The sequence below is a fragment of the Enterococcus sp. AZ067 genome, from assembly GCF_051715005.1.
Lineage (GTDB): Bacteria > Bacillota > Bacilli > Lactobacillales > Enterococcaceae > Enterococcus_D > Enterococcus_D casseliflavus.
In genome coordinates, this window is the sequence record NZ_JBIOSY010000001.1 from 78,338 (window position 1) to 105,221 (window position 26,884).

Genomic DNA, 26,884 nt, shown 5'->3' on the forward strand with positions numbered 1-26,884 from the left:
TGATGAAAGCGCCTTATGTTTAAGAATCGGAGAGGAAGTGATTAAAAATCAGTAAATGCAAGCAATTTGCTTCTTTTTTACTGATTAGAGGAGTATATTCGAAGTTGGAATTTTTCTTTCTTTAGAATTATTTTAATGTACTTTTTTATGAAATAGGAGGATGTAGGATGGATATTGTGACACTAGCGCGAATCCAGTTTGCGATGACGACGATTTTTCACTTTTTCTTTGTACCGTTTTCGATCGGAACTGGTGTCGTCGTTGCAATTATGGAGACACTTTATGTGATCAAAAAAGATGAAAAATATCGCCGGATGACGAAGTTTTGGGGGAATATTTTTCTATTGAGTTTTGCTGTCGGGGTCGTGACAGGGATCATTCAAGAATTTCAATTTGGGATGAACTGGTCAGACTATTCTCGTTTTGTCGGGGATATTTTTGGTGCGCCCTTGGCTTTAGAAGCTTTGTTGGCGTTCTTCTTAGAATCGACGTTCTTAGGACTGTGGATCTTTACGTGGGATCGGGTCAGTCCCAAGCTGCACGCCACTTTTTTCTGGTTGGTGACGCTGGGTTCGATGCTATCGGCGTTTTGGATCTTAGCTGCCAATAGTTTTATGCAGCATCCAGTGGGGTATACCTTGAACAATGGCCGGGCAGAAATGACTGACTTCGGTGCATTATTGGCAAATCCACAGGTGTGGTATGAGTTTTTACACGTGATCACCGCTGCCATCACGATGGGTGGGATCATTGTTGCTGGTTTATCAGCCTTTCGTCTATTGAAGAAAGACAAAGACATTGACCGCGATTTCTTCAAAAAATCAATGCGGATCGGTTTTGCGGTGGCATTGTTCGGTTCATTCACCGTCTTGCTAGCCGGGGATGAACAAATGAAATACTTGGTTGAAGAACAACCAATGAAATTTGCCGCAATGGAAGGAACTTATGAAGATACCGGGAGTCCTGCGGCTTGGACCGTCGTTGCTTGGGCGAATGAAGCGGAACATCACCAAGTCTTCGGTATTTCGATTCCATATATGTTGAGTATCTTAGCCTTCAATGAACCCTTCGGCTCAATCGATGGGATGGATACGGTCAATCAGCAATTGATTGAAACCTACGGCGACCGTAATTACTACCCGCCGGTCAACACACTCTTTTGGAGCTTTCGGATCATGGCTGGTTTTGGTGCCTTGATGCTGTTGGTTTCTGGTCTGGGGTTGTATTTTACGCGTAAGAAGAAACCATGGCTCTTTGAAAAACGCTGGTTACTTTGGGTAGTGGCAATCACTTTGTTCACCCCATTTATTGCCAATACAGCTGGTTGGCTGATCACGGAGTTAGGGCGTTACCCATGGACGGTTTACGGTTTGTTTACGATCGAAGATAGTGTGTCACCAAACGTTTCCGTGACCTCTCTCTTGATCTCAAATATCGTTTACTTCCTCTTATTCTCTGGCTTAGGCGGAACGATGGTCTATCTGGTGAAACGGGAAATGGATCATGGACCTGAAAAAGAAGCCTTCGGCGAAATCAGCCAAGGAGACAACCAAGAAGGGTACGAAGACCCATTTGATAAGGAGGCGTTTGAAGGATGACCGGTCTGCAATTACTATGGTTCACGTTGATTGGGCTTTTATTTTCCGGATTCTTCTTCTTAGAAGGGTTTGACTTTGGTGTGGGGATGTCTGTGCAGACATTGGCTCACAATGAAGAGGAAAAAGACCAGATCGTTAAAACGATCGGGCCTGTCTGGGATGGCAATGAAGTGTGGCTATTGACCGCCGGCGGAGCGATGTTCGCCTCATTTCCATACTGGTATGCTTCTTTGTTCAGCGGGTTTTATTTGATTTTGCTGTTGATCTTAGTTGGGTTGATCATTCGTGGTGTCTCCTTTGAGTTTCGAGCGAACTTCCCGAAAGAGCACAAAAACATTTGGAACTGGACGTTGACGATCGGCAGTACGATCGTACCGTTTTTCTTCGGTCTGATGTTTGTCAGCATGATCCAAGGAATGCCTTTGGGTGAAGATGGCAACATGACCGCAACCTTTACGGATTACGTCAATCCCTTTTCAATCGTTGGCGGGATCGCGTTGACCTTGTTGTGCTACTTGCACGGATTAAACTATATCGCTTTGAAAACGGAAGGTCCGATTCGGGCACGGGCACGCAACTATGCAAGTATTTTTTATGGCATCCTATATGCAGGCTTAATCGTCTTTGCTGTGATGCTTTACTTCCAAACGGATTTCTTTGAGAATCATTTTGCGACAACGCTTAGTTTGTTGCTTGTGATCGTTGTCCTGACACTGATTGCAAATATCGGCGTCTTTAAAGGCAAAGAAATGATGGCTTTCATTGCAAGCGGCTTGACGTTGATCGCTTTGGTGGCATTGATCTTCACAGGGTTATTCCCAAGAGTCTTGATCAGTTCGATCGATTCAAGCTATGACCTGTTGATCGCTGATGCGTCTTCAAGCCGCTACACATTGAAGATCATGAGTTATCTTTCACTGACGATCTTGCCTTTCGTCTTGGCCTATACGGCTTGGAGTTACTATATCTTCCGTAAACGGATCAGTCATACGGAGGCGTTGGAGGGGTATAAATGATTGATAAACAAATCATGAAGCTCCCAGGAATGAAACAACTTTTAGGGCTGCTTGCGGGACTTTCGTTCCTGCAGGCGCTCTTCATTATTGGGCAGGCGTATGGATTGGCACGTGCCATCACTGGCTTATGGGAAGGACGACCATTAGAGGAACAGTGGGGCTGGATTCTGCTGTTCTTTTGTTCGTTTATCGCCCGACAAGCCGTTATCTATTTCCGTTCCAAAAGACTTGATGATTACAGTTACCAGCAAGCCGCCGATCTGCGGGATCAATTGTTGGAGAAATTGTTTCGGGTCGGTCCTCAGATCGCACAACAGCAAGGGACGGGGAATGTAACAACGATGGTCTTGGAAGGGATCAACCAAGTCGAAAACTACTTGAAATTGATTCTTGCCAAAATCATGAATATGTCGATCATTCCTTGGGTCATTTTGGCACTCGTTTTTTATCTGGATTGGGAATCCGGCTTGGTCTTGCTGTTGGTGTTCCCCTTGATCATCATTTTTATGATCATCTTGGGCTATGCCGCGCAAAGCAAAGCGGAAAAACAATACCGAACGTTTCAATTACTGTCCAATCATTTCATCGACTCCCTGCGAGGGATCGACACGCTGAAATTGTTTGGGGTCAGTAAAAAATATGGCAAGAGTATCTTTGCTTCCAGCGAACGGTTTCGCAAAGCGACGATGGCTTCATTAAAAGTCGGTATTTTATCGACCTTCGCCTTAGACTTTTTCACGACCTTATCGATTGCCGTCGTGGCAGTCTTGCTAGGCTTGCGGCTGATCAATGAAGGAATCTTGCTGTTTCCAGCGTTAACCATCTTGATTTTAGCACCAGAATACTTCTTGCCGATCCGCGACTTTTCCAGTGATTACCATGCAACCTTAGACGGAAAAAATGCGATGACTGCGGTGACGGAGATCTTGCATCAGCCCGAAGCCCAAGTACCGGCAGTAACGGTGCCTCGTTGGCAGGAAGACGCCCAGTTAACGATCGATCAGCTGGCGTTTTCCTACGAGGAAAAAGCGGCTTTGACGGATATCAACTTGAACGTGACTGGCTTCAAAAAGATCGGGATCATCGGTTTGAGCGGTTCTGGCAAGTCTACCTTGATCAATACCTTGAGTGGCTTTCTCGTGCCAGACAGTGGCGAGATCACTCTCGGAGGGGCGAAGACCACGGCCTTTCGCCAAGCAAGCTGGCAAGAACAGCTGATCTATATTCCGCAAAATCCTTATATCTATCGGTTGACCTTGCAGGAAAATGTCGCGTTTTATCAGCCGACAGCTACCAAAGAAGCCGTACTGAAGGCCATTGAAGTGGCAGGCTTGACTGAGCTTTTGGCGGAGCTGCCGCAAGGGTTGGACACGATGTTAGGAGAAGGGGAACGGCATCTAAGTGGCGGACAAGCCCAACGGATCGCTCTAGCCCGTGCCTTTTTAGACCAGCAACGAAAGATTCTTTTGTTTGATGAACCAACGGCTCATTTGGATATTGAAACCGAAGTTGCCTTAAAGGAACGGATGCTGCCGCTGATGGAAAACCGTTTAGTCTTTTTTGCAACCCATCGCTTGCACTGGATGGAAGAAATGGATGAAATCATCGTGATGGATCAAGGAAGAATCGTGGAACAAGGAACCTTGGCACAACTGCAGCAAAAGCAAGGTGCTTTTACAGAACTAGTCAATGGAATGAGGAGGGAACAGCTTGAATAAAATCGGCTTATTGCGCTCATTGAAAACTGATACGTGGGTCAAGCCTTTCTTGTCAAAATACAAAAACGTTTTGGCGCTGGCCTTATTCCTAGGCTTCTTGACCTTTTTCTGTGGTGGGGCACTGATGTTTAATTCTGGGTACCTGATCAGCCGCTCGGCATCGATCCCAGAAAACATTCTATTGGTTTACATCCCCATCGTACTGACCCGAGCGTTTGGGATCGGCCGTCCAGTCTTTCGCTATTTGGAACGGTTGACCAGTCATAGCTGGGTCTTGCGCATGACCTCTAATTTACGATTGAAATTGTACAACGTAGTAGAAAAAGATGCGATATTCTTTAAGCAAGCGCATCGCACGGGGGATATCTTGGGCTTATTGGCAGAAGATATCAACCATATTCAAAACCTGTATTTGCGGACGATCTTTCCTACCGTGATCGCTTGGATCTTGTATGCGTTCTTGATCATTGGACTCGGCTATTTTTCTTGGTGGTTTGCTTTGGTGATGCTGCTGCTATTAGGGATCATCGTCTTTGTCTTGCCGCTTTGGTCGGTGATCATCAACGGCGCGCGGCAAGAAAAGCAAAAACACATGAAAAACAACTTGTATACGACACTGACGGATAATGTATTAGGGGTTTCTGATTGGGTCTTCTCTCAAAGAGGCAGCGAGTACGTGGCTGCCCATAAGGAACTGGAAACACAGTTGCGGGCGGTGGATGAACAGATGCTGTCCTTTGATCGCCGGCGTGATTTTCTTTTACAAAGCATCTTTGGAGTGATCGCTGTCGCATTGCTGCTTTGGACCAGCATTCGCTTTCCAGGTAACCACGGAGGAGCAGCCAACTGGATCGCTGCCTTTGTCCTGTGTGTCTTTCCTTTAGTTGATGCATTTGCGCCATTACCGTCTGCTGCTCAAGAAACCAATCGCTACAAAGACTCCATCGATCGCTTCAATGCATTACCAGAAGAAAATCGCCAAGTCTCCATGGAGCAACCGTCAGTACCTGAAGTGACGGGCCTCGTGTCGATCACAGTCAAGGACTTGCATTTTCAGTATCCTGAAGGCAAAGAAGTGCTTCATGGGTTGGATCTAACGATTCCTGCGCATCAAAAACTAGCGATCCTTGGTCGCAGCGGTTCTGGGAAAAGTACATTTGCCTCCTTGTTGCGAGGCGATCTGCAACCGACGCAAGGGTCGATCACCTTAAACGACGTGCCTGTGACGGCATTGAGTGAGTCGATCAGTGACTTGATCGGTGTCATCAATCAAAGTCCCTATCTTTTCCATACGACCGTCTTGAATAATATTCGGCTAGGCAATGAGTCGGCTTCGGAAGAAGAAGTCTGGCGCGTACTGGAGCAAGTCGAGTTGAAAGAAATGGTGGCAGCTTTGCCTAACGGCTTGGCGACGATGGTGGATGAAGCCGGCTTGCGTTTTTCTGGTGGAGAACGGCATCGTTTGGCCTTGGCGCGGATCTTGCTAAAAGACACCCCGATCATCTTATTGGATGAGCCAACCGTCGGCTTAGACCCAATCACGGAGCAAGGCGTGCTCGAAACCTTTTTCCAAGTGCTGGAGAACAAAACGATCATTTGGATCACCCACCACTTGCAAGGAATTTCGATGATGGACCGTGTGCTCTTTATTGAAGATGGTCAGTTGACCATGAGCGGAACACCTGCCGAATTGGCAGCAGAAAACAAACATTTTCAACACTTATTGGCCATTGACCAAGGACGACGATAAAAAAGAGCGTCCATCAATCAGTGATGGACGCTTTTCTTCTCATTGCTCTATGGCTCAGTAATTGCGCTGCAAGAGCAGTTCAGTTAATGAACGAATTTTGGCTTTGCTAGGTGCTTCGGGCAGCAGATCGATGTCGTCTAAGGCTTTTTGCGTGTAGGTGACCGCGAAAGCGCGCGCTTTTTCGACACCGCCGTAACGGACGACAAGATCCGCAACTTCTTGGGCTTCTGCCAAGGAGAGTGCTGCTTTTTTATTCAAATAAGGAGCGAATGCTGCAGGTGCCTGTTCTTTGGCAAATAGCAGCGGTAAGGTATAGACTCCTTGTGCCAAATCTTCTAGAATCGGTTTTTTCAAGGTGCCACTATCAGAGGTGTAGTCGAGAATATCGTCGAATACTTGAAAGGCGATCCCGATGTTGCGACCGATCTCACCCGCCCGCTCTTGGTTTTCTGTGTCGAGGCCGCCAAAATGAGCGCCTTCGAGACAAGCGAGCCAAAACAGTTCAGCGGTTTTGCCGTTGATGCTTTGCAGATAGTCGTCAATCGATTCATGGATGTTGTAGCGAGTGTGCATTTGATCAAGTTCACCTAAAAGGAGTCGTTTCATGGCTTGTGCGTTGGTTTTTAAAAACGGGGAGCCATTCATACTTTCGATCAAAAGCTCAAAAAATTGTGTGAACAAAAGATCACCCGTGTAGACCGCGATATCCTTGCCGTATTTGGCTTGAACAGTGACTTGACTGCGCCGCAGCGGCGAATCGTCAATGATGTCGTCGTGGATCAAAGTGGCCATGTGTAAAATTTCTAGAGAAGCAGCAATTTTTGTTAATTGGTCGGTTTTTTTATAATGGGGATCGCCTAAGTCAGCAAACAAAAAAAAGAGCGCTGGCCGCAGCATTTTTCCACCTGAATAAGTAAAGTCGATCAAAACATCTTGTATCTCTTTGTTACGAACAGTAACGTGTTCTTCAATGATGGAACATACGGTTTTCAATCGTTGTTCGATCGTCGGATAATCGATCCAAAAGTCAAACATAGTATAACCCTTTCTAACAGTCATTCAGCCCTTATTCTAGCGTAAAGGGGCGTGATTGACTAGTTTAATGCACTCACTAAAGGAGGTGAAGTTGTGACGCTACCTGTATTTTTAGAACTTGTCGAATTTAAAGCAAAAACCGCCAGTATTTTGCCATTTTTCATTGGTGTCTGCTACAGCTGGTACAATTATCAAACGATTCATCTTGGCTATGTCCTATTGTATTTCATTGCCATGCTGATCTTCAATATGGCGGTGGATATTTTAGATAACTACAACGATTACCATCATGCCACAGAAGGGCATGATTACAAAGAAAAGACCAATATCATTGGTCGGGAACAGTTGTCTGTCAAATTGGTTTTTTGGTTGATGGTCTCCATGATCATCGTTTCCGCCGCCATGGGAATCGCCTTGGCAATGGTGGTTGGTTGGCCGCTCTTTTGGATGGGACTGTATTGTTACCTAGTCGGGATCTTTTATTCCTCTGGTCCACGGCCGCTTTCTAGTTTGCCTTTAGGCGAATTCTTTTCTGGCTTTACGATGGGCTTTATGATCTCATTGATCTGTGTCTACCTTAATGCCTATCAAACCTTTGAATGGAATATTGCCACGATTGGCAGTATTTTCTTGATCTCATTACCCAACACATTATGGATCGCCAACTTGATGCTGGCAAACAACATTTGTGATCTGGAAGAGGATGAAAAAAATGAGCGCTATACGCTGGTGCATTACCTTGGTAAAGCCCGTGCGTTGAAATTATTTATCACAATGAACGTCTTGGCGTTTGTTGCGATCATTGCCTCAGTTGCCCTCAACATTGCGCCTTGGTCACTGGTTCTGACCTTTTTCGCGGCGCCCTTTGTCTGGCAACAGACAAAACGATTTATGCAAAAACAAATCAAAAGAGAGACTTTCATTTGTGCCGTTCGGATCCTTGCGGTCGGAGCATGCGTACAAGTGCTGAGTTTTGCGATTGGTTTGATTTTATAATTTTTACAGCAAAGAAAGGAAGTAAGGAAACATGAAGGAAGTTGTCATTTTAGGAGCAGGGTATGCTGGATTGCGAGCATTGCACGTACTGCAAGGAGCAAAAGAAGCGTTTCACATCACATTGATCGACAAAAACGATTATCATTATGAGGCAACCGATCTTCATGAAGTTGCGGCCGGTACGCAACCAAGAGACCGCATTTGCTATCCCATCAATGATGTCGTTCGTCCCCAAAAGACTACCTTTGTTCAAAAGGAAGTGGCGTCGATCGATCGTAACCAGCAAGTGATCGTTTTTAAAGATCAATCCACGTGCACCTATGATTATTTGATCGTGGCGTTAGGCTTTGAATCAGAATCATTTGGGATCCCTGGTGTCGAGGAGCATGCGTTGGAAATGGTGGATGTCGACTCCGCAGAAAACATCTATCATCATTTGTTGAAACAAATGAAGGCATACAAAGAAACACAAAATCCTGACTACCTAAAAATCGTTGTCTGCGGTGCTGGTTTCACTGGAATCGAATTGCTAGGTTCATTGGTGGAAAACCGTAAAACCTTCGCGAAAACAGCAGGTGTCAAACCAGAAGAGATCAAACTGTACTGTGTCGAAGCAGTGACTCGTTTATTACCGATGTTTGATGAAAAACTATCGGATTACGGGATCAAAAATCTCGTTAAATGGGGCGTAAACTTCCTGACTGGTAAACCCATCAAAGCAATCAAACCAGGTGTCGTTGTCTATCAAAATGATGCCGATACAGGAGCAACAGCAGAATTATCAGCCAAAACCATCGTTTGGACCACAGGCGTCAGCGGCAGCCATGTGATGGCTGAATCAGACTTTTCTGCTCGTCGTGGTCGCGTGATGGTCAATCAAGACCTAACAGACCCTGATCATAGTAACGTCTATGTTGTCGGTGATGTTTCAGCAGTCATGGACCCAGCGACCAATCGCCCGTATCCAACAACGGCTCAAATCGCTTTGAAGATGGGGCAGCATGCGGGTAAAAATATCTTACGTCAAATGAACGGGGAAAAACCAGCAGATTTCCACTTTGAATCATTAGGTTCAGTGGCGTCGATCGGCAATACCCATGCCTTTGGCTTAGTAGGGAAAATGGGCATCAAAGGCTATCCCGCTTCCGTGGTGAAAAAAGCCATTATGGACCGTTCCTTGTACCAAACCGGTGGGGTCAAAGAAGTATTGGCGAAAGGCCGCTTCGACTTTTATCATTGAGCAATAGAAACAGCAGACTGCGAGGTGACCTCGCAGTTTTTTTTCAAAAAAAGCAGCAGGGGTATCCCGCAGACTACTTTTTTCTCCCAGAAACTGCTATGATAGCCAAAAGAACAGAACAAAGGAGCAAGGACAATGCCAGAAGGCCAACGAGTGTTACAGGGAATGGGAACAGTGATCACGATTTGGGTGCAGCATGAAACCCCAGAAGTGATTTTAGAGGAAGCAGCCAAAAGAGCTGCGGCCTTTGAACAGCGTTTTAGTGCCAATGACCCGACGTCGGAGTTGATGCAGATCAATCAGCAGGCAGGACAAGGAGCGATCGCTGCCACACAGGAATTGTTTGAATTGATCGCACTAGGGAAAGCCCATAGCGTACCCAAAGATAGCTACTTAAATATTGCCATCGGTCCTTTGGTGCAGGAATGGCGGATCGGGTTCCAAGATGCCCATCTACCAACGCCTGAGAAAATCGCGGAGCTGCTGCCAAAGACTGATCCTGCCAAAATCGTTTTGGATGAAACGCTGCAGACCGTCGGGTTAGCTGCTGGCATGAAGCTTGATCTAGGGGCTGTGGCAAAAGGATATTTTGCTGATTTGTTGATGACCTATTTCAAACAGGTTGGTGTCACAGCCGCTTTGATCGATCTTGGAGGCAATGTGGTGACTTACGGCGATGCCCCGAGCCATCAAGATGGCTATTGGCGGATCGGGATCCAAAACCCTTTCTTGCCAAGAGGGAATTTTGTCGCAGCGTTGAAGGTTCGTAATCAATCAGTCGTTACATCAGGGATCTATGAACGAACCTATCAGGTAGCGGGCAAGACCTATCATCATATTTTTGATCGAGATACGGGCTATCCGTTAGAGTCAGCAATTGCCAGTGTCACGATTCTCTCCGACCAATCGGTTGATGGAGAGATTTGGACGACCCGCTTGTTCGGCAAAGAGCCACAAGCCATCTTGCAGGAGCTGGCGCCGTTAGAAGGAATCACTGGGTTAATCATTACCAAACATGGAGAGTTGATCTATCCGCAAGAATTAGCCCGTTTGATCGAAACGCCAACAGCAGAATGAAAACAAGCAGCGATCACCTAGGAATATAGGTGGTGGCTGCTTGTTGTTTTGTAAAAAGAAAGCTAGACGTGTTGCAAAAAGGTCTCGATCAAGTCGGCTTCGCTGTTTGACAATGCCCGTTCGGCTTGATGGGCAATAAAATAGGTGAGGGACAAGAGTTCCTCTGGCATCGGATAAAGATTAAAAGGGGTCGCAGTCGCTGCTTGCAGCACGCTTTCGGGTACGATCGCAATCCCAAGATTGTTTTCTGCTAATGCTGCTGCTGTATAAATATTGCTGCTTTCTATGAGAACGGTCGCCTCTACTTTGTATTTTTGCAGCAATTGATCGATTTGGCGCCGAATCGCCGAGCCACTGGCAGTCAAAATCAACGGACTTTGCAGCAAGTCTTTGACTGCCAATGAATCAGGTGCTAAATACCGCTTCTCTGGTTGATACAGGGGAGAACAAGGCGGAATGATCGCTAGATACCGTTCTTGATTGGTACTGTGGACTGTTAGATTCGGTGCGATCGTCTCAGGATTTTGTCCGATAAAAAAGTCCAGCTGCCCATTCAACAGTCGTTTTTCATTGTGCTTCGGCAGGTCTTCCCGTAAGAAAAAGTGCACGTTGGGATAGTGTTCATAATATGCAGGCAAAAAGAGTGGCAGCAGATAGGAACCAAGGCTGGGCAAGATGCCTAAGCGCAAAGAACGCTTCTCGGTCGCGGTATACCAAGACAGCCGACTTTTCAATTTGGCAGACTCTGTTTCCAAGGTTTCCAGATATTGATAATAGATTTTACCAGCTTCCGTCAGTTGAAAATGACCCGGCTGCCGATTGATGATGGGGGTCCCTAGCTCTTGTTCGGCACGTTTCACGGTTTGTGTCAAGTAAGGCTGTGAGATGTAGAGGTCTTTGGCGGCTTTGGTATAGTTGCTATGCTTTAACAAGGTATCGAGGTATTGCAGCATCAGATGGGAATCTTTAAGTGCCATTGCGTTGTCCTCCTAGTCATTTTTCTTATTATAACAAATTTGTTATCGATGGATAATTAAATAAATATTTCACAAATAAAGAATTCAGTCGTACACTAAATGGGTACTTGGGGAAGATTTTTTTGTTTAGGAAGAAGCCTTTCATCTCAGTAGGTCTTAAAAACCAACTTGAGAAACGATTGAAAAAAGAAATCAAAGCCAATGGTCAAAAACTTTTTATTTATTGTTAAATGTTAAATTATTCACAATTAGGAGAGATGATAATGAAATTGATTGGAATCGTAGGAACCAACTCGACGCGTTCGACCAACCGTCGCTTACTGCAATTTATTCAAAGCCATTTTAGTGACCAAGCGGAGATCGAACTTTGCGAAATCAGTGATCTGCCAGCATTTAATGAACCAGAAGATCGGACGGCACCAGCGGCAGTTCAAGCCTTGTCAGAGAAGATCGAAGCAGCAGATGGGGTGATCATCAGTACACCAGAATACGATCACTCGATCCCAGCGGTGCTAAAAAGCATGATTGAATGGCTTTCTTATACGACGCGGCCTTTGATCGATAAACCAGTGATGATCACGGGTGCTTCTCTTGGTGCATTAGGTTCATCGAGAGCCCAAGCCCACTTGCGTCAGATCTTAGATGCACCAGAAGTAAAAGCTCGAATCATGCCGAGTGCGGAATTTTTATTAGGGCACTCCATGCAAGCCTTCGATGAACAAGGAAACTTGATCGATAGCGAAAAAGTTGCCGAACTAGAAGATTGTTTCAATGAATTTGTCTTGTTTGTCGAAATCACGAACCGTCTGGTCAGTGAATATTCAACGGCTAAAGAACGAGCAAAGCAATTTTCTTGGGAACAAGCATAAGAAAGAGAGGAACCAGTCATGAAATTTGTCGGCCTAATCGGAACGAACGCCAAAAAATCCACCAATCGCCAATTAGTGGCGTTTATGCAGCGAGAATTTGCTGCCCTAGCAGAAATTGAACTACTGGAAATCAAGGATGTCCCAATGTTCAATGAAACACAAGATCAAACCAATAGTGAAGTGATTCAACGGTTAAATAGCAAGATTTTAGCAGCCGATGGGGTGATCATTGCGACACCAGAGCATAACCATTCGATTCCTTCCGCATTGAAAAGCGTCTTGGAATGGCTCTCCTTCAATCTCCATCCCTTTGATGGCAAACCAGTGATGATCGTCGGTGCATCCTACGATGTACAAGGCTCTTCGCGAGCACAGCTTCATTTGCGCCAAATCCTTGATGCACCGGGTGTCAATGCGACAGTCATGCCAGGAAATGAGTTCTTGTTGGGACGTGCACATCAAGCTTTTGATGAACAAGGCAATTTAAAAGATCAACGAACGGTCGATTTTTTGGAAAGCTGTTTCCGCAAGTTCGTTCGGTTTACGGAAGTCGCTAATTTGTTGAACGTACCAGAAGAAGTCGTTTATGAGCCTGGCGAATACACCGTCACAGCACCAGGACATAACGGGGATCTACCAATGGTCGTCAAATTGAGCGAAGAACGGATCGAAGCCATCGATATCGATACTTCTGGTGAATCCGAAGGGATCGCTGATGTCGTTTTCGTACGGATTCCTCAAGAGATCATTGAAGGGCAAACCTTAAATGTCGATACGATCTCTGGTGCTTCGGTTACTAGTAACGGTGTCGTTGATGGCGTAGCAAAAGCCGTGAAAATGGCTGGTGCGAACCCAGATGTCTTGCGCAAACGTCCAAAAGCCGCCAGTGCTTTGCAAACAGAAGATGAAACGTATACCACCGATGTCGTTGTCGTAGGTGGCGGCGGCGCGGGTCTGAGTGCGGCTGCCAGTGTGCTGCAAGCCAATAAAGATGTGATCTTAGTAGAAAAATTCCCAGCGATCGGTGGCAATACCGTACGTACTGGCGGACCGATGAATGCCGCAGATCCAAAATGGCAAAACGGCTTTTCCGCATTGCCTGGCGAACGCAGTGCTTTAGAAGAAGTGCTGACGATCGATGAGCAAGAGATCGATGCAGAATACTTACCAGACTTCAAAGCTTTGAAGGCACAAATCACTGCGTATCTTTCAGAAACGACGCCAGAAAAAGAATACTTGTTTGATTCTGCTTTGTGGCATCGAATTCAAACCTATTTAGGCGGAAAACGCAAAGATTTGAATGGTCAACCGATCTATGGGAAATACGAGCTAGTGAAGATCTTGACGGATCAAGCATTGGACTCAGTGAAATGGCTAGAAGAAATCGGCGTAGAATTTGATATGAACAATGTCGATATGCCAGTAGGAGCGAAATGGCGCCGAGGGCATAAACCAGTCAAAAACGAAGGGTATGCCTTTGTCTCTGCTTTGCATCAATTCGTGAAAGAACATGGGGGAACGATCTTAACCGATACGCCTGTCAAAGAATTATTGATCGAAGATGGCAAGGTTACTGGAATCATCGGGGAAGGCCGTAACGGTCAAAAAGTCACGATCCATGCCAAAGCAGTGATTTTAGCTTCTGGTGGGTTCGGAGCGAATACGAAAATGTTGAAACAATACAATACCTATTGGACAGAGATCGAAGACGATATCAAAACGTCAAATTCACCAGCGATCACTGGTGACGGGATCAAACTAGGGGAAAGTGCTGGCGCGGACCTTGTTGGCATGGGCTTTTCGCAAATGATGCCCGTATCTGATCCAAACACAGGGGCTTTGTTCAGTGGCCTGCAAGTGCCACCTGCTAACTTTGTGATGGTCAATCAAAAGGGTGAACGCTTTGTCAATGAATACGAAAGTCGCGATGTATTGACCCAAGCGGCGATCGATAATGGCGGATTGTTCTATTTGATCGCGGATGAAGAGATCAAGAAAACCGCTTATAACACGAGCCAAGAAAAAATCGATAAGCAAGTAGCTGCTGGTACGCTGTTCCGCAGTGAGACCTTGGCTGGCCTGGCAGAGCAGATCAATGTTGATCCAGCCGTCTTAGAGGCGACCGTTGCGAAATACAACAGCTATGTGGATGCTGGGAAGGACCCAGAGTTTGGCAAAGATGTCTTCGACTTGAAAGTGGAAAAAGCACCTTTCTATGCCACACCAAGAAAACCAGCGGTTCACCACACGATGGGGGGATTGAAGATCGATCCGCAAACCCATGTGTTGACGAAGGAAGATCAAATCATTGAAGGGCTGTATGCAGCAGGGGAAGTTGCTGGGGGGATCCATGCTGGCAATCGCTTAGGCGGCAACTCGTTGACAGATATCTTTACTTTTGGCCGAATTGCTGGAAAAACAGCAGTCGCAGAACATCTCGAATAAAAAGCCTTGCGCGTTGTGTCTCGTCACGCGCGCTAGCTTTTGAAAAAACATGTGAATAAAGTAACATGCTTAAAGCAAAGGAGAGAAAAAATGGAAACAAAAATCAATCGCTGGCTGATTCTGATCGCTTCGACCGCGGTATTGCTGTGTACGGGCGCTGTTTACGCCTTTAGTGTTTTTGCAGGACCTCTTAGTCAATTAAAAGGCTGGTCCATGGAAGAGATCATGTTAGCCTTTACCATCAATGCCGCAGTTGGCCCGATTACCATGATTTTGGGTGGTTTGCTGACAGACCGAGGAGCCGCTAGATGGGTCATCGCTGGTGGAGGCGTGTTGTTCGGAGCGGGCTTCTTCCTGACGGGATTGGTCAACTCACCCGCCATGTTGTACCTGACTTATGGAGTCTTTGCTGGTTTAGGGCAAGGCTTTGCCTATTCGGCTTGTTTAAGCAATACGATTCGGCTATTCCCGGATAAACGGGGACTGGCGTCGGGCTTGATCACAGCAGGTATGGGTGGGGCAGCGATTATTGCCGCACCGATTGCGAATCGTTTGATCGAATCACAAGATGTACTAGCAGCGTTTCGGATTTTAGGGATCGCCTATATCGTGATCGTCTTAGTGGCTAGTCTGTTTATTCGCAAGGCACCAGAAGATTATCGCCCAGCAGGTTGGCAACCAGCGGCGCAAGGAAAAAATGGCCCACAAATCAATCTGAATTGGTTGGACATGCTAAAGACACCAACCTTCTACTTGATTATCGTTATGTTAGGGGCAGGGGCTTTCTCAGGTTTGATGATTGCTTCTAACGCATCAGTGATCGGGCAAAGTATGTTCGGTTTGACGGCAGCCGCCGCTGCTTTTTATGTCAGCTTGTACTCATTGAGCAACTGTTTTGGTCGTGTCCTTTGGGGCACCGTTTCTGATAAAATTGGTCGGACGAATACGTTGATGATCATCTATGGCGTGGTGGCATTGTCCTTATTCTTATTAACGCTTGGTCAAACAACCGTGATCTTCACTGTCGGGATCATCGGTTTAGGACTGTGCTTCGGGGGCGTGATGGGGGTTTTCCCATCGATCGTTATGGAAAATTACGGACCGATCAATCAAGGAGTCAACTATGGAATCGTCTTTATTGGTTATTCTACGGCGGCATTCTTTGGGCCTAGAGTGGCAGCAGCAATCGCTGAAAGTAACCAAGGAGATTATACAAAAGCCTTTTATACAGCAATTTTCTTGGCGGTTTTTGGGCTCGTTCTCAACATTGGCTATGCGATGCTGAAAAAAGCCAAAAAGCCCGCACCTGTTATTAAATAACAATTCACCCAAAGCAGTCTTTTTGATAAAGGCTGCTTTTTTGGTGCCAAAACCACTCTTTTTTCTTTTTTTAAAACAGAGAATTGACTGATGAAGCAAAAGAGAAAACTGTTTCATAGCAAGAAATTATCTCGTTGATTTCACTGTTTTTTCATCTTAACCCCCCATTTTTTAATAAATCGTGTTACAATAAAAAAAGGCTAATACGACGGAGGGATTAAATGACAATTCGTAAAGAACGACGCCGCTTAGAAAAGCGCTTGAAGCGCACACAATATACCCAAAAAAGTATTACGATGGCTACTACTTTAGTAGCGGGATCAACGTTTATCCCGACCTTAGGGCATGCGGCTGAAACGGCAACGACAGAAACTAGCAATGACCTCAAGGTCGTTGAACAAACAACAAACACTACACCAGAAACCGACAGCACACCGGTTGAGGAAACGACAGAATCGACGACAGCACCTGTTGTGACCGAAGAAACTTCGGAAACGACGGAGGAGTCAGGGACGGAAGTAGTCACTGAGGGATCAGAAACAGCGACGACAGAAAGCACAACAGTCGCTAGTGATGAAGTCTTAGAAGCAGATGAAGTACCATCAGCCCTTTCGGATTTGACCAGTCGGGCATTATTTTCACGGGCAACGATCGATCCGGCTGCCTTTATCAGTCAGATTTGCGGCTATGCAACGGAAGTAGCGGCAGCAAACGATCTGTATGCCTCTGTTATGATGGCACAAGCGATTTTGGAATCTGGCTGGGGCGCATCAACTTTGACGACCACGGCCAACAATATGTTTGGGATCAAAGGTAGCTATAATGGCCAATACGTGACAATGGATACGTATGAAGATGATGGTTCAGGCAATTATTATTTGATCAGCGCCAAGTTTCGGAAATACCCATCATTAAAAGAGTCTTTTGAAGACAATGCGTATGTGTTGCGCAACACGAGTTTTTCTAGCGGCAACTACTATTACAGCGGTGCGTGGAAAAGCAATACGACCTCTTACACGCAAGCGACCGCTTGGCTGCAAGGGCGGTATGCAACCGATACTTCTTATGCCAGCAAATTAAACAATTTGATCAGTACGTATAATTTAACGCAATATGACACTGGCAGCTCAAATGCAGGCGGCGGCAATAGCAATGAAACGATCGTCAGTGATGAAACAGCGATCAATCAGCAAATGAAAACCACGTCATCCATGAATATTCGTTCGGATGCCTCCACCAGTGCCTCTATTACTGGTTCGTTAGCAGCCAATACGACGTTCACGGCAACGGCGACCAAAACGGGCACCAGCGTCAACGGCAACACCACGTGGTATAAAATTTCTGGCAAAGGCTGGGTCAGCGGTGCATATTTGACGAAGGTTTCGACCGATGCTTCAAATAACAATAGCGGATCAGGCAACACCGGTTCTGACAATAGCAATTCTGGCACGACGATCAACAAAAAAATGAAGACGACGGAAGCGATGAATATTCGTTCCAGCGCTTCTACTAGCGGATCAGTGGTAGGATCACTTAGCAAAGGCACGACCTTTACAGCCACTTCTATGAAAACCGGCACATCAGTCAACGGCAACAAAAATTGGTACTATGTCTCTGGCAAAGGTTGGGTCAGCGGTGCCTACCTTACTGAAGTGACCAACAATAATGCTTCTGAAGCAGAAAAAGAAGACAACAGTTCAAGCATCAATCAAAAAATGAAGACGACGGCCGCATTGAATGTCCGCTCGGATGCTTCTACCAGCAGCCGTGTCGTGACGACGCTTGGTCAAGGGGTGACCGTTACCGTGACAGCGAAAAAGAACGGCACTTCAGTGGAAGGCAATAAAACGTGGTACTACGTTTCTGGCAAAGGTTGGGTCAGTGGTGCCTACTTGACAACAACCAGCAGTTCTTCCAATAACAGCGGTTCAACGACGACAAATCAGAAAATGAAAACCACCGAGATTTTAAATGTTCGTTCCGATGCTTCTACCAGCAGCAGTATTACTGGTTCTTTAAGTAAAGGGGCAACCGTCACGGTTACCGCAACAAAAACCGGGACGACCGTCAATGGCACGAACAAATGGTATTATGTTTCTGGCAAAGGCTGGGTCAGCGGTGCCTACTTGACAGCTGCTAGCAGTGGGTCTTCTAATACGAATACCAGCAGTAGTTCAACGAAGACGCACACGGTGAAATCAGGTGACAGCCTATGGTCACTGGCACAAAAATACAACACCAGCATCAGCCAAATCGCATCATGGAACAAGATCAACAGCAGCTATACGATCTATGTCGGGCAAAAGCTGATCGTTTCCAAATAATAAGCAAAAGCAACCGCGTGTATGCCATTGGCTCACGCGGTTTTTTATGCTGGATCAAGCGTTCACTAAGCTGCTAGCGGTTTATCAAGAAACTACTTGTTTTTCGTAAGCGCAATCAAACTATTTGGTCAATCATAGAACCCTGCGTTAGAATGAAAGAAGCAATAGAAATTGCTAGTTTTAAAAGAATTGCTTCAGAACCAGAACAATCGAAGCGTACACAAAATAAGGAGGATTTCACATGCACAACAGAAACCTAACGATTATTGGCAGTTACGACACTCGAACAGAAGTATTACCGGTTATTGAGCAATTGACAAACGAAGGCTATGGCAAAGACGATATCGTGCTGTATGCGAATCAAACAGTCATCGATCAATTTGGGTTAGAATCCATCGATGATGTGGAAGTGGAGCATGCTGCTAGTGAAGACGAAGATCGTTCGCTTTGGGAAAAAATCAAAGATGCGTTTTCTTTTGGCGATTCAGATCACAGAGACGATGAACATGATCCATTATACGGCTACCGAGATGACATCGAACGAGACAAACTCGTTGTCGGCGTCTACGATTATCAGCCGATGGACAAAATAACGGATCGTGCTGCAGATACTGAGCCAATCATCGATCAACCGTTACCAGGTGAAACGGCGATGCCCGATGAGTCCGTTCATCCAACACCGCGCATGGGAGACAGTGATATTGAAGCACCGATCCATGACCCGAATCATCTGCGAAACTTATAAGTAAAAGAATTTCTTAAGTAAAGGAACTATTAAAGCCAGAGGAACGAGCATCCGTCGCACCTGCCAACCCTTAGTAAAGGGATGGGCCCGCAGGTGATCGACCGTCGCCCTCGGGCTTTTTTTGTTGCGCAACGGGCATTCATGTCTTTGTCATCTTTGAAAATAAAACTTAAGTTGTTGACGATTGCTTTTTTTTGTATAATATAAGAATGAGATAGATCATTGACGGAAGGTCCAACCATATTTTTGGGAAAGGATGGGGAGTGCGATGAAATTCAAGTTCAATATGCAGTCGGCATTAGTCAGTTGTTTTGTTGCGGTTTTTTTGAGTGTGGCGATCAATCAAGATGCCAATGCCTTTGTTGCCGCGCCCTTTGTTCGAGATTCTTCCAGTAGTTCCTCCGAGCCACCTTACCAGACCGCAAGCAGCAGTATCGAAGAAACCTCTGATTCCAGTCAGATTTTTTATGAAGCCAGTGTTAGTTCGTATACACCGTCTTCAACGACTAGTCGCTCGATCGAAGCGTCGACAAATGAAGGCACGTCTGTTTCTATAAGCGAAGTAGAGACAGAGCCTAGCGTCAGTACTTCTGCAAGTAGCGAAAGCAGTTCGAGTACCGCGCCGAGTGGCGGCTCAACGACCACCAGCGATACCTCCAGCAGTAGCGCTAGCAGCAGTTCTTCAAGCTCTTCGTCTACGAGTTCGACCAGTACTACAACAAGCAGCTCCAGTAGTGAAACGACTGAACCGTCTTCGGAAACCTCCAATAGCGATGACGAAGCTGCGGAAGATACGAGTGAAAACGTTGATCTAACAGTCGAAGGGGTCAACTGATCCCAGTTTATAAGGAAAACCAGTCCAATCCAAAGGCACCATTTCAGCTAGGCTTTATGCCTAGCTTTTTTATTTGCTTGCGTGAAGGAGTCACGCCCCACCATTGCCATAAACAGGCTTTTTCGTGGCTGCGTCCCCATAAAGCAGCTATCCCTTTTGACTAATGATCAAAGCGACTACCCTCAGTCCTGCGTGTTTATTTCCTTCCTTCCTAAAAAAAGCTGCACTTGCAAGCATATCGTAAAGTGATTTTGAACAGTTTCGCTATAATAAGTGCGAGGAGGGGTGTTATGGGAAAGTATTTTAAGCACTTCGAAAAAATGATTAGTGTGATTGTTGATATTATGTTAGGACTGTTGGTTCTTTTGGTTTTGGTGGTGATGGCGGAAGCGATCTACAAAATCGTTGTCCATGTGATCCCACTGCATGAAGTTAGCGATCTTTCCTTATTGATCGAAGAGATCGCGACATTGTTTATTTTACTGGAAATTATTTTGATGTTATTGCGTTACGTAAAAGAAGGTCACCATATTCCGGTGCGTTACTTGATTTTGATCAGTATTACAGCAATTTTAAGAGAGCTACTTTTGGCACAAGGAAAAGGGTTAGAAACGCTCTTTTTGGCCTTAGCGATCTTGGTCTTGATCATTGTGCTGCAGGCGTTGGAAAAACTCAAAGCCTTTCATAGTTCTAAAGGACTGTAAAAAAAATCATCCGATTGGTTGACGAATGACTCGTCAAGGGATCGGATGATTTTTTAATTCTTCAAAAAGCACTCGGCTTTCTTGCTGTAGCCGCTTGCCGATATCTGTTTGCCCTACCGTTGTTCTTTCCGTTTGCCGCACGACGATTTTTTTCTGAGTGACGATGTCACGTCGCTGCTGGATGGCTTGCTGGCGATCTGTAAAGGGTTGATGGGCTGCTAAGGTCATGCCGAAGGAATTTGACAACAGCGTGTAACCAGCAATGCCTGTGACGGATTGATAGGAGCGAGAGAGTCCGCCATCGATCACCAATAAGCGACCATTTGCCTTGACGGGCGTCTCACCTTTACGCACTTTGACAGGGGTGTGGCCATTGATGATGTGGCCTGTCGGCGGCAGACCGAAGGCAGCGAGGACACGGCAGCAGAAGTCTTCGTTTTCCCTTAAAGAATAATAGGCATTTTTTTGTTCCGTATGGGTGTTGCGATCTGCTATAAAGTAGCGCTCAAAGGTTTTCATGGCTTTTTTGCCGAAGAGGGAAGAGCCTTCGCCGCACCAAAGATACCAGATCATATCGGTGGCAAGGTCTGTTTGCTTTTCTGGTTGGGCAAAGCTTTCCTGCAAACATTGCTGAAAAAAGTCCATCAACGCTTTGCCTGCTAAGGGCTGCTGCTGGAAAGTAAAGGCCAGGAAATCGCCGTTTTCCTGACAAGGCAGGCAGCCGTGATACAGCAGGTTGTCGTTGAAGCGCTGGTACAAGGTGCCATGCTCAACTAAAAAGCGCATATGCGCAGCTAAACGGGGCGAGCGTTGAAATTGGCTCAGCAAATCTTGCAGTACCTCATGTTCTTCTGCTGTCAAACGGTAAGAATCATCGGGATCTACTAGTTGAAAACAGCCGTTGATCAAAGGATAGGTCTGGTCTAGCTGGATTTGTTGCCGATCTTGAGACAAGCGATGCAACAAGCAGCGCTCTGCCATCGCAAATGCTGGTCGCCGCTGGATCACGGCTGCTTCGACTTTGAATTGGATGATGGCAAACGCCTGTTGCAAAAGCATGGCTGCTTTTTTTTGCTGGCTTGATAAAGGGTCCACTGTTTTTTGCGGATAAAAGCCTTCATTTTCTGTGTAATATTTTTGGCTAAAAGCCAGTGCTTTTGATAGATCGATGCCATAACCATCTTGTAATAATGCCAGATTGCCGTAGCGAGCAGCGATGCGGATCGTATTGGCCAAACAGGGCAGCGAGCCGCAAAAGCTGCCGATCCACAAAATATCATGGTTGCCTAGCTGAATATCCAGTGAGGGCAAAGTCATCAAGCGATCGACGATTTTGTCTGGCGCTGGTCCGCGATCATAAATATCGCCTAAGACGTGGAGATGATCCACTACGAAGCGCTGAATCAAGTACGCCAGTTCTTGGCAAAAAAGCGGGGCTGCCTCTAATTCAATGATCTTATCAAAAATCGCCCGATAGTAAGCTTCTTTATTGAAGTCAGCATCATATTGGTACAACAGTTCTTCTAAGATATAAGCAAAAGAAGACGGCAGTGCTTTGCGTACCTTGGAGCGTGTGTATTTACTGGAAGTAAAGCGGGCAACTTTCACTAGCTGTGCCATCTTTAAGCGCCAATCGGCAGGGGTCCATGCCTGTTCTTGTAATAGCTCCTCTGGATAATAAATGACAAAACAAAGTTCGGTCTGTTCTTCTTTCGTCAAGACGCCAGTAAACAAAATCTCGACTTTTTCTCGGATACTGCCAGAACCATTCCGCAAAATATGGTCAAAGGCATCGTATTCACCATGCAGATCGCTGACAAAGTGCTCGGTGGCTTTCGGCAGCTGCTGGATGGCTTCCAAGTTGATGATCTCGGTCAGGTTTGCCAAGGCGTCTTTATTGAACATGGGCCTGTTCTTTGGCTTGTTCTTCAATCAGCATCGCGCTTTCTTCAATGGAACGTTTGCTGACATCGATCACCGGAATGTTCAGCTTTTTGAACCATTCATTCGCGTAAGCTAATTCTGCTTCGATTCGTTCACAATTGGTGTAATGGGTCTCTTCTTTTAAGCCCAATGAATGCATTCGGGATCGCCGAATCTCGGTAAGGGATTCTGGATTCGTAGTCAAACCGACCATTTTCCGCGGGTCGACTTGGTGCACTTCGGCTGGCAAAGCAACTTCAGGAATCAAAGGCAGATTTGCCACTTTGTAGCCGCGGTTTGCCATGTATAAACTCAATGGTGTCTTCGAGGTTCGCGAAACCCCTAAGAGGACAAAGTCAGCATCGAGAAATCCCCGTGGGTCTTTGCCGTCGTCGTATTTCACCGCAAATTCCATCGCTGCCACCCGGCTGAAATATGCTTGGTTCAAGCGATGCAAGGCACCAGGCTCTTGGACGGCTTCTACACCGAATGTTTTTTCCAGCATCGTGGTCAAGGGCGACATAAAGTCGACATACTGCAAACCAGTCCGCTTGGCAAAGGCATCAACAAAGGCGACTAACTCTTTATTGACTAAGGTGGTAACGACGATCGATTTGTCTAGCAAGGCATCTTTGAGGATCTCGCCTAAGCTCTCTTCATCATTAGTAAAGGGAAAGAGCTGGATGTCTGAAAGGTCGATCGTGGGAAACTGCGCGGAAACGGCTGCGATCAGCTTTTGTGCCGTTTCGCCTACGGAATCTGAAATCAAATATATTCGAACGTTCTTCATTGTTTTTGCCCCCTAAAAGTGTGTGTTGTCACTGTCATTGCCTGCTTGAATAAAGTAATTCATCAGCCGTGTCTTCGTGATTTTGCCGATGACTTTTTTTGGTTCCTGCGGATCGACCACAGGCAAGGTATCGACTTCATGTCGCCCTAACAACGTACCAGCCGTCAAAATCGTTTCTTCGGGTGTGATGGTCACGATGTTTGGCATGCGAGTCATGATCATCGCTACAGGTGTTTTTTCTGGTGCGGCATTGCTGATCGCAAAGCGCAGTAGGTCTTTGCGGGAGAGGACCCCAATCAGCTCGTCTTGGTCATTTTTGACATAGAGGGAACCGACATCGTACATAAACAAAGTCGTGACCGCTTCATAAACGGAGACCGTTTGTGAGATCAGCAACGGCGGGATCATGACTTCTGCAACTTTGGTATGATAGAGTTTTTCGAAAAGCAAAGGCTCAACGGTTTGTCCTGTATAGAAATAGCCGACTTTCGGTCGGGCGTCTAATAAACCGGTCATGGTCAAAATCGATAAGTCATTCCGCAAGGTTGCGCGGCTCAAGCCCAACTGCTTCGCAATGGTCTCCCCACTGATCGGCTGATGCTCTTTGACGATCTCAATGATTTTCATTTGTCTTTGGCTTAATTCCAATGTGTCACCTTCTTTCTTTTATGTGCTATGCTATTGATTATATGATTTTCCGAATAAAAAGGCAATCCTTCTCTTTTAAAAAGGATAAATCCCTTAAAAGTTTTCTTTTTTCAGCTTGACGATTAAATGTGTCATACTATATACTGCTAATTAATCGAAATAGTATATAACATTTAAAAGGAGGAACATGATGGAAAAAGCAGTCGTATGGTTTTCAGAAGGCACAAAAGAGCAAAAAGCACTATTAGGCGGGAAAGGGGCAAATCTTGCGGAGATGACCAATTTGGGTTTGCCTGTTCCCCAGGGATTTATCGTCCCTGCGACTATTTGCCTGACCTATTTAGAAGAACAGGTTCTTCCTGAGGCGATCATCAAACAAGTCAAAGCTGCCATCGAAGAATTGGCAGTCCGCAGGAACAAAACATTTGGCGGACTGCAGTCGCCGTTGTTGGTTTCTGTCCGCAGTGGGGCTAAGTTTTCCATGCCAGGGATGATGGATACGATCTTAAACCTTGGGTTGAATGATGAAACCGTCCAAGGGTTGGCTCAGCAGACGGGGGACCCCGTTTTTGCTTATGATTGTTACCGCCGTTTGATCCAAATGTATGGGGATGTGGTGAAAGGTGTAGCAAAAGAGCACTTTGAAGCCTACTTGACAGACTATAAGAAACAGCAGAATTATGCGTCAGACCAAATGATGACTGGCAATGATTGGCAAATGATCTGCCGCGTGTTTCAAAGTATTTATATGGAACATACTCAAGAAGCATTTCCGCAAGACCCGTTTCAGCAATTGTTGGCAGCCATCACGGCGGTTTTTCGCTCATGGAACAACCCACGGGCAAAGACCTACCGATCTCTCCATCGCATCCCTGACGATCTAGGGACTGCCGTAACGATTCAAGAAATGGTTTTTGGTAACAGCGGGATAAATAGTGGGACGGGTGTCGCCTTCACCCGCAATCCAGCAACCGGGGAACCGGGACTTTTCGGCGAATTTTTAGTGTGTGCCCAAGGGGAAGATGTGGTTGCAGGGATTCGTACACCGCAACCGATCCAAGCGTTGGCACAGCAGCATCCCATGATCTATCAGGAATTAAAGCAACTGGCTGAGCGTTTGGAGGATCACTATCAAGACATGCAAGACATTGAGTTTACCATCGATGACGGCCAGCTGTTTGTCTTGCAAACAAGAAACGGCAAACGAACCGCCGCTGCCGCAGCGCAAATCGCAACGAATATGGTCGCAGAAGGTCGGATCACTATTAGGCAAGCACTAGATCGCATCACACCAGAAATGATCGATCAATTGCTGCACCCGTTATTTGCCCCCGAAGCCTTACAGCAAGCCAAAGCCTTTGCGCAGGGCTTGCCGGCTAGTCCAGGAGCAGCTTCAGGACATGTCTATTTCACTGCAGAGGCGGCGGAAAAAGCCAGCCGCGCAGGAGAAAAAGTCCTGCTGCTGCGACAAGAAACCTCACCTGAAGATATTGAAGGCATGGTGGTGAGTGAAGCGATCATTACCGCTCGTGGGGGGATGACTTCGCATGCAGCGGTGGTCGCCCGTGGTCTGGGGGTCTGCTGTGTGGTAGGGTGCGAGGCATTAAGTGTCGATGTATTTTTGAAGCAGGCTCGCTGCGGCGAGCTGCTGATTGAAGAAGGTGACGTGCTTTCGGTAGACGGCAGCACTGGCAAACTGTATCAAGGGCAGCTGCCTATGACCAGTGTCCAGGAGCGGGTCTTGCTGGATCAGCTTTTGACGTGGGCACAAGCCCAGGCAGATCTAAAGGTTTACGCAAATGCGGAAACGAAAAATGACATTGAGGCTGCGCTGGCCTTTGGGGCAGCGGGCATCGGTCTGGCACGGACGGAGCATATGTTTTTTGGGGAAGAGCGTTTGTGGAAAATGCGGGAAGTCATCTTGGCGGAAACGAAGGCGGAACGATTGAAGGCATTGGCTGAGATCAAGGCTTATCAAAAAGCCGATTTCCAAGAAATGCTGCAGGCCGCGCAAGGAAAGAAGTGCACGATTCGTTTATTAGATCCACCACTTCATGAATTTTTGCCCCATGAGCATGAACGCCTTGAAATGGCTCGCCGTAGTCAAAAATCATTGGCAGTGATCGAGCGGCGAATTGACGAGCTGCAAGAGGTCAATCCCATGATGGGGCATCGCGGCAGCCGTTTAGGACTGAGCTATCCAGAAATTTATGAAATGCAAACAGCGGCGATTTGTGAAGCGGCTGTGGAATTGCGGCAGCAAGGAGTCGAGGTAGAGGCGGCGATCTTATTGCCCCTGATCAGTTTGCCCGCAGAGCTGCAGGTGTTGAAAGCGACGTTGACACAGGTGATCGCTCAAGCAGAAGCAACCCTGCAGCAACCATTGCACATCGAGATCGGCATGATGATCGAGACACCTAGAGCGTGCTTGATCGCTGGGGAGTGTGCTGAAGATGCTGCGTTCTTTAGTTTTGGTACCAATGACTTGACCCAAATGACGTTTGGCTTTTCGCGGGATGATGCAGGCAGCTTTATTCAAGCCTATTTGCAGTCGGGGATCTTACAAGAAGATCCTTACCAGCACTTAGATCAGGCGGGTGTTGGCACCTTGATGCGCCAAGCGATCACTGGCGTAAGAGATCGTCAGCCAGAGCACTCGATCGGTGTTTGTGGCGAAGTCGGCAGCGATCCCTATTCCATTGCATTTTTGCGAGAGATTGGCATCGACTATGTTTCTTGCTCCCCATACCGAATCCCTGCTGCTTGGTTAGCGATCGCCCAATCCGCCCCCATCATCGAAGAGGCGTCAGTGGGCTCCCGCTAAAATAGAAGAAAAAAATACACCGCAGTCCACTAGCAAGGCTCGCCTGCTTG

General features: G+C 46.4%; 20 protein-coding genes. 15 read left to right on the top strand and 5 right to left on the bottom strand.

Annotated elements, in window-relative coordinates:
* The first annotated feature begins 167 nt into the window (after positions 1–167).
* The 4 genes from IGI82_RS00360 to cydC are packed head-to-tail and all read left to right on the top strand — an operon-like array spanning position 168 to position 6,082.
* A complete protein-coding gene (locus IGI82_RS00360) occupies positions 168–1,598 on the top strand; it encodes a cytochrome ubiquinol oxidase subunit I (RefSeq protein WP_005226527.1) in 1,431 nt (476 codons plus the stop codon).
* Positions 1,595–2,614 carry a cytochrome d ubiquinol oxidase subunit II gene (gene cydB / locus IGI82_RS00365; protein ID WP_271771603.1) on the top strand — a complete coding sequence of 340 codons (1,020 nt, stop codon included), beginning with the start codon at positions 1,595–1,597 and terminating at the stop codon, positions 2,612–2,614. Before IGI82_RS00360 ends, cydB begins: the two co-directional genes overlap by 4 nt.
* On the top strand, positions 2,611–4,332 hold the full coding sequence (gene cydD, locus IGI82_RS00370; protein WP_005226535.1) for a thiol reductant ABC exporter subunit CydD: 1,722 nt from the start codon (positions 2,611–2,613) through the stop codon (positions 4,330–4,332). The genes cydB and cydD overlap by 4 nt, the downstream gene beginning before the upstream one ends.
* Entirely contained in the window at positions 4,325–6,082 is a 1,758-nt protein-coding gene (cydC, locus tag IGI82_RS00375) for a thiol reductant ABC exporter subunit CydC (protein WP_438841677.1), read from the top strand. Before cydD ends, cydC begins: the two co-directional genes overlap by 8 nt.
* Positions 6,083–6,136: 54 nt before the next feature.
* Here cydC and IGI82_RS00380 read toward each other — a convergent pair whose 3' ends face one another.
* Positions 6,137–7,117 carry a polyprenyl synthetase family protein gene (locus IGI82_RS00380; protein WP_005226544.1) on the bottom strand — a complete coding sequence of 327 codons (981 nt, stop codon included), beginning with the start codon at positions 7,115–7,117 and terminating at the stop codon, positions 6,137–6,139.
* A 93-nt stretch (positions 7,118–7,210) separates the two neighbouring features.
* Here IGI82_RS00380 and IGI82_RS00385 point away from each other — a divergent pair, with 93 nt between their 5' ends.
* The 3 genes from IGI82_RS00385 (at position 7,211) to IGI82_RS00395 (ending at position 10,430) form a co-directional block, all read left to right on the top strand.
* Positions 7,211–8,113, top strand: coding sequence for a prenyltransferase (locus tag IGI82_RS00385; RefSeq protein ID WP_005226546.1), 903 nt, complete (start codon positions 7,211–7,213; stop codon positions 8,111–8,113).
* Positions 8,114–8,144: 31 nt separating this feature from the next.
* Complete coding sequence (locus IGI82_RS00390) at positions 8,145–9,353, top strand: NAD(P)/FAD-dependent oxidoreductase (protein ID WP_438841678.1); 1,209 nt, start codon at positions 8,145–8,147, stop codon at positions 9,351–9,353.
* Positions 9,354–9,488: 135 nt separating this feature from the next.
* A complete protein-coding gene (locus IGI82_RS00395; protein ID WP_438841679.1) occupies positions 9,489–10,430 on the top strand; it encodes an FAD:protein FMN transferase in 942 nt (313 codons plus the stop codon).
* A 62-nt stretch (positions 10,431–10,492) separates the two neighbouring features.
* On the opposite strand, the gene IGI82_RS00400 is transcribed toward IGI82_RS00395, so the two are convergent.
* On the bottom strand, positions 10,493–11,407 hold the full coding sequence (locus IGI82_RS00400) for a LysR family transcriptional regulator (RefSeq protein ID WP_010748521.1): 915 nt from the start codon (positions 11,405–11,407) through the stop codon (positions 10,493–10,495).
* Positions 11,408–11,670: 263 nt separating this feature from the next.
* On the opposite strand from IGI82_RS00400, the gene IGI82_RS00405 reads away from it, so the two are divergent.
* From IGI82_RS00405 to IGI82_RS00435, 7 genes are all read left to right on the top strand, one after another.
* Positions 11,671–12,276: an NADPH-dependent FMN reductase gene (locus IGI82_RS00405; RefSeq protein WP_438841680.1), complete on the top strand. Its 606-nt coding sequence runs from the start codon at positions 11,671–11,673 to the stop codon at positions 12,274–12,276.
* 18 nt (positions 12,277–12,294) lie between these two features.
* On the top strand, positions 12,295–14,721 hold the full coding sequence (locus IGI82_RS00410; RefSeq protein WP_438841681.1) for a flavocytochrome c: 2,427 nt from the start codon (positions 12,295–12,297) through the stop codon (positions 14,719–14,721).
* Positions 14,722–14,811: 90 nt separating this feature from the next.
* Positions 14,812–16,041: an L-lactate MFS transporter gene (locus IGI82_RS00415; protein WP_005226552.1), complete on the top strand. Its 1,230-nt coding sequence runs from the start codon at positions 14,812–14,814 to the stop codon at positions 16,039–16,041.
* 221 nt (positions 16,042–16,262) lie between these two features.
* The gene (locus IGI82_RS00420) at positions 16,263–18,365 is read left to right on the top strand and encodes an SH3 domain-containing protein (RefSeq protein WP_271771587.1); all 2,103 of its coding nucleotides are present in this window, start codon (positions 16,263–16,265) and stop codon (positions 18,363–18,365) included.
* A 241-nt stretch (positions 18,366–18,606) separates the two neighbouring features.
* Entirely contained in the window at positions 18,607–19,110 is a 504-nt protein-coding gene (locus IGI82_RS00425) for a general stress protein (RefSeq protein ID WP_010748525.1), read from the top strand.
* 268 nt (positions 19,111–19,378) lie between these two features.
* Positions 19,379–19,945, top strand: coding sequence for a hypothetical protein (locus IGI82_RS00430; RefSeq protein ID WP_438841682.1), 567 nt, complete (start codon positions 19,379–19,381; stop codon positions 19,943–19,945).
* A 290-nt stretch (positions 19,946–20,235) separates the two neighbouring features.
* On the top strand, positions 20,236–20,649 hold the full coding sequence (locus IGI82_RS00435; RefSeq protein ID WP_010748527.1) for a phosphate-starvation-inducible PsiE family protein: 414 nt from the start codon (positions 20,236–20,238) through the stop codon (positions 20,647–20,649).
* A gap of 33 nt (positions 20,650–20,682) precedes the next feature.
* Here the strand turns inward: IGI82_RS00435 and IGI82_RS00440 are convergent, their stop codons facing one another.
* The 3 genes from IGI82_RS00440 to IGI82_RS00450 are packed head-to-tail and all read right to left on the bottom strand — an operon-like array spanning position 20,683 to position 24,010.
* Positions 20,683–22,554 (bottom strand): fructose-1,6-bisphosphatase, encoded by a 1,872-nt coding sequence (locus IGI82_RS00440; RefSeq protein ID WP_438841683.1) that lies wholly within the window; start codon positions 22,552–22,554, stop codon positions 20,683–20,685.
* A complete protein-coding gene (locus tag IGI82_RS00445) occupies positions 22,544–23,362 on the bottom strand; it encodes a pyruvate, water dikinase regulatory protein (protein ID WP_005226564.1) in 819 nt (272 codons plus the stop codon). Before IGI82_RS00445 ends, IGI82_RS00440 begins: the two co-directional genes overlap by 11 nt.
* A gap of 12 nt (positions 23,363–23,374) precedes the next feature.
* Positions 23,375–24,010, bottom strand: coding sequence for a helix-turn-helix transcriptional regulator (locus tag IGI82_RS00450; protein WP_005232817.1), 636 nt, complete (start codon positions 24,008–24,010; stop codon positions 23,375–23,377).
* 190 nt (positions 24,011–24,200) lie between these two features.
* Here IGI82_RS00450 and ppdK point away from each other — a divergent pair, with 190 nt between their 5' ends.
* Entirely contained in the window at positions 24,201–26,834 is a 2,634-nt protein-coding gene (ppdK, locus tag IGI82_RS00455; RefSeq protein ID WP_115231518.1) for a pyruvate, phosphate dikinase, read from the top strand.
* Positions 26,835–26,884 lie beyond the last annotated feature (50 nt).